This is a genomic window from Gemmatimonadota bacterium, assembly GCA_016209965.1.
Taxonomy (GTDB): domain Bacteria; phylum Gemmatimonadota; class Gemmatimonadetes; order Longimicrobiales; family RSA9; genus JACQVE01.
On the sequence record JACQVE010000163.1, the window covers coordinates 1 to 4,285 of the forward strand.

4 protein-coding genes are annotated in these 4,285 nt (G+C 69.2%); 2 read left to right on the forward strand and 2 right to left on the reverse strand.

The genetic code is table 11. The features are described 5' to 3' along the window. Positions 1-1,090: ATP-dependent 6-phosphofructokinase (locus HY703_06555; protein ID MBI4544835.1), on the reverse strand; the 1,090-nt coding region annotated here is incomplete at its 3' end. After that, entirely contained in the window at positions 1,087-1,248 is a 162-nt protein-coding gene (locus tag HY703_06560; protein ID MBI4544836.1) for a SelT/SelW/SelH family protein, read from the reverse strand. The genes HY703_06560 and HY703_06555, both read right to left, overlap by 4 nt. Positions 1,249-1,670: 422 nt before the next feature. On the opposite strand from HY703_06560, the gene HY703_06565 reads away from it, so the two are divergent. Together HY703_06565 and HY703_06570 are read left to right on the forward strand one after the other, a co-directional pair. Continuing rightward, positions 1,671-2,363: a hypothetical protein gene (locus HY703_06565; GenBank protein MBI4544837.1), complete on the forward strand. Its 693-nt coding sequence runs from the start codon at positions 1,671-1,673 to the stop codon at positions 2,361-2,363. Beyond that, the gene (locus HY703_06570) at positions 2,360-4,159 is read left to right on the forward strand and encodes a caspase family protein (GenBank protein ID MBI4544838.1); all 1,800 of its coding nucleotides are present in this window, start codon (positions 2,360-2,362) and stop codon (positions 4,157-4,159) included. The genes HY703_06565 and HY703_06570 overlap by 4 nt, the downstream gene beginning before the upstream one ends. Positions 4,160-4,285: the final 126 nt, after the last annotated feature.

Sequence of the window (4,285 nt, forward strand, 5' to 3'; positions counted from 1 at the left end):
GCACACGCTTGATGCGGTCGACTGCATCGGCGAGTGGCACGGCGTGGACCTCGGGCGGGTCGAGGGCGACCATGGTGCCGAAGCGACGTTCGGCGACGCAGCGCACGGCGGCGGCGCCGAAGCGCAGGGCAATGAGGCGGTCGTAAGCGGTGGGCGAGCCGCCGCGCTGGAGATGGCCGAGCACGAGGGAGCGGGTCTCCTTGCCGGTTTGCTCGGCGATCTCGCGGGCCAGGCGCTCGGCGATGCCGCCGTAGCGCGCAGCGCGGCCGGGCGCGGCCGGCTCCGCGAAGACTGCCTCGCCCCCCTGCGGCATGGCGCCTTCCGCAACAACAACAATAGAGAAGCGCCGGCCCGTCTGGTCCCTCTCGCGGATCTTCTGGCAGACCTTTTCCAGGTCGTAGGGGATCTCGGGGATCAGGATGACGTCGGCTGTCGCACTGACGCCGGCATGGAGCGCGATCCAGCCCGTGTGGCGGCCCATGACCTCGACCACCATGACGCGCTCGTGGCTCTCGGCCGTCGAGTGGAGCTTGTCCAGCGCGTCGCTCGCGGTCTGCACGGCAGTGTGGAATCCGAAGGAAACCTGGGTCGCGGCCAGGTCGTTGTCTATGGTCTTGGGGACGCCGACTACGGGGAGTCCCTTCTGGGCGAGGCGATGGGCGATATGCAACGAGCCATCGCCGCCGATGGCGATCAGCGCATCCAGCCCGTGGCGGCGAAAGCTGTCCACCACTTCATTGGAGCGGTCCACGGTCGTGACGCTGCCGTCGGGCTGCTGGACCGGCCAGGCGAAGGGGTCGGCGCGGTTGGTGGTGCCCAGGATGGTGCCGCCCAGGTGAGTGATCCCGCGCACCGCTTCGCGGTCCAGCCTCACCAGTTGGTCATCCAGCAGACCCTCGTAGCCTTTGCGAATGCCGAAGACTTCCCAGCCATGATAGAGCGCGGAGAGGACGGCGGCGCGGATGACTGCATTCAGGCCGGGTGCGTCCCCGCCGCCGGTGTTAAGGGCGATGCAGCGGATCGGAGGGCCGGGACCAGGGCGAGGCTCTGGATCGGCTGCGGAGGCTGGTGCGGGCCCCAAGGTGTTCATGGAAGCTGGTCGCGGATTTCTTCCCAGGTGGGGTGCCTGCCCGTATGCTTCTTGGAGTAGATCAACATACCGCTGCGGGTGACCTCGAACACGCCGCCGCTCGACTCGAGGATCTCGACCCGGGCGCCGGGGAACTCCTCGCGGATCTGGGCCTCCAGCCTGGAGGCGCGCGGGTAGTAGTTTCAGACCCCGCAGTACTCGATCGTAACGTGCAACGGCTGATCGGCCATGACAGTTCCTGGCGTGGATACGGTAGCGGCGGCGCAGGCTTTTCGGGGGCGCGGCGTGTCCCGGCCGGCCGAACCTGCGCGGTTTAGCGTAGCCGGGGGGCGGGAACGTGTCAACTCCGACCGGGCTGGCGCGTTCACTATATAGCGCGCCAGACGGCGGTGCCTCGAGGCAGCGGCCGGGCGGACGCCGCAGTCCTCTCGCGTGGCGGTATGGCTGCGCCTATATTGGGGTCACGAGTGGCGGGCCCGACGGGCCTGCCGGCGCCCCTGGCGCGAATGGTCCCGCTTCGAGCAAGCCTGCCCGGCTCTCCCCGGAGCCCGCGAAGTGCCACTCTTCACAGGAGGTAGCCTTGCGGACGCGAACATTTCTGGTTCCGCTCGTGCTCCTGGCGTTTTCCACCAGCCTGCTGGCCCAGGAACCGGCTTCTGGTGGGGCGACCGTGGCCGTGCTGGACTTCACCGGCTCCTCGCTGACGCTGCAGGAGGCATCGGCGGTGGGCAAGGGGCTGGCCGGCATGATCATCACGGAACTGGCCGGCCGGCCGGGCGTTCGAGTGATCGAGCGGCAGCAGCTTCAGAGCGTGTTGCAGGAGCAGAAGCTCGCGCTTTCCGGCCGGGTGGATGACGCCACGGCGCTGGAGATCGGCAAGCTGCTGGGCGCCCAATACCTGATCACGGGCGCGGCTACGCTGGGCCTGGCCAAGGACGCCCGGCTGGACATCCGCGTGCTCAACGTGGAGACGAGCGAGATCCTACGGGCGCAAAAGGTGACGGGCAAGCAGGAAGATTTTCTGGACATGGTAGTCAAGATTGCGGACCAGTTTTCCCGCGATCTCAAGCTGAAGGTGCCCGCGCGCGAGCCGGCGGTCGAGGTGCCGTTCCAGGCGATCATCTTCTATTCGCAGGGGCTGGACTTCGAAGACAAAGGTCAGCCGGAGCGGGCGATCGAGATGTACCGGAAGGCGCTGGCGGCGTTTCCGGGGCATCGGGAAGCGAAGGCGGCGCTGGAGCGGCTGACCAAGGCGAAGGGAGGCGCATCATGACGGCCAGGACTCGTGAGGGCGCCTGGCGGCCGTGGACGGCAGCGCGGCAGATCTGGGTGTGCGGGCCCCTGGGCCTGGCGCTGGTCGGCGCTCTGGGCGTTGCCGCACCCCGACCGGCGGCGGCGCAGAAGATCGTGTTCAGCTCGGACCTGCCGCGCACGCTGGTGTTCATTGCGGAAAAGGGTGAAGGCCAGGTCGCGACGCGGGATTTTGTGGCCTTTCTCCGCCAGGCCGGCTTCCCGCTGGTGGACCCGGCGCTGGCGCACGCGGCCGCTCAGCGGGAGCTGGTGCGGCAGGCATTGGGGGGAGACGAAGGCGCGGCCGTGGCGCTGGGCCGGGATTTCGGCGCGCAGGTGCTGATCCTGGGGCGCTCCGACTGGGGCGCGCGACCGGACCCGGTGGACCGCTCGGCGATGACGGCCACGGCGGAAGTCGAGGTTCGGGCGCTGCGGCTGGACAATGGCAAGGTCATGGCCACGGGGCGGGGTCAGGGTCGCAAGCTGGAGGCGACGGAGGAGGCGGCACGGACGGGCGCGGTGCGTCAGGCGGCGACGCAGGTGCTGCGCGCGACGGCGTTCCTGGGGCAGATCGTGAACGGGTGGACCGCAGAGCCCTGGTCGGCGGCCGGCTACTTTCCGGCAGACCCCGGATCCACCGCTCAGGCAGTGGAGCAGAGCAAGGCTGCCCCCGATGCCCTGAGGCTGGCTATCCTGAACACGCAGGTGGCACCGGCCGCGGGCGCGCCGCCGGCATCGCGGGGGATCGGCGTGATCCGACGCGAGCGGGGCGCGTTCACGAACGAAGTGGACCTCGAGGGCGTGGTCATGGGCGCTGCCACGGAGGTCGAGGTGGAGGGAGTGAAGGCAAAGCTGGAGCCGCTGGATGCCAGGCAGGCGAGCCAGTTGGGGCTGACCGGTCCGGTAAAGAGATTCGTGGCGCGTACCACGTTGCCCGCAAACCGCGACACGGTGCGGGTTGTGGCGAAGGCGGCGGGCGGCGCCCGGGTCGAGGCCATCACGGCGCCGCGCGTGGACCAGCGCTGGGCGGTGGTGATCGGGATCGGGGACTATCGCTCGCCGGCCATACCCGACCTGGCGTTTTCAGGCGCGGACGCCCAGGCGATGTACGACTTCCTGCGTTCGGAAGCCGCCGGCCCGTTCCCCGCTGACCACATCCTCTTCCTGAAGGATGGCGCGGCCACGGCGCAGGCCATGCGGGAGGCGCTCTTCCTGTTCCTGCAGAAAGCGGATTGGGACGATCTCGTGGTCGTCTACTTTGCCGGCCATGGCGCCCCCGACCCGAACCGCCCGGACAACCTGTACCTGCTGCCTGCTGATGCGGACCCGCAGGCGCTGGCGGCCACGGGGTTCCCCATGTGGGACATCAAGACGGCGCTGCGGCGGCAGATCAAATCGGAGCGCGTGATTGTCATTGCCGATGCCTGCCATTCGGGGGGCGCGCAGGAGGGGTTGCAGAACCCAGTGGGCGGCTCGTTCACGGAGCTATTCACGCCCTCGCGGCGGCTGACCCTGACCGCTGCGGACCTGAACGAGCTGAGCTTCGAGGACGTACGCTGGGGCGGTGGGCACGGCGTGTTCACCCATCACCTGCTGCAGGGACTGCGCGGCGCGGCGGATGGCGATGCGAATGGCATTGTCACGTTTGCGGAAGTCGCGAACTACGTGACCACGAAGGTGAGGGGGGACACGAACGGACGGCAGAACCCGCAGCGCAGCGGGCTGGGGGATGTGCCGCTGGCCGTGGCAGCGAGCACCGCTCGGCCTGCTGGGGAATAGGAAGGTAAGGGCAGGGTACTCCGTGGAGGGGCTCGGGTAGACTCCGCCGAGGGGTTCGGGATAACGCACTCGGCACCCCTCGGGCCGGAGCCGGGGAAGTGCGGCGGTCGGGGCGAGTGGCACGGC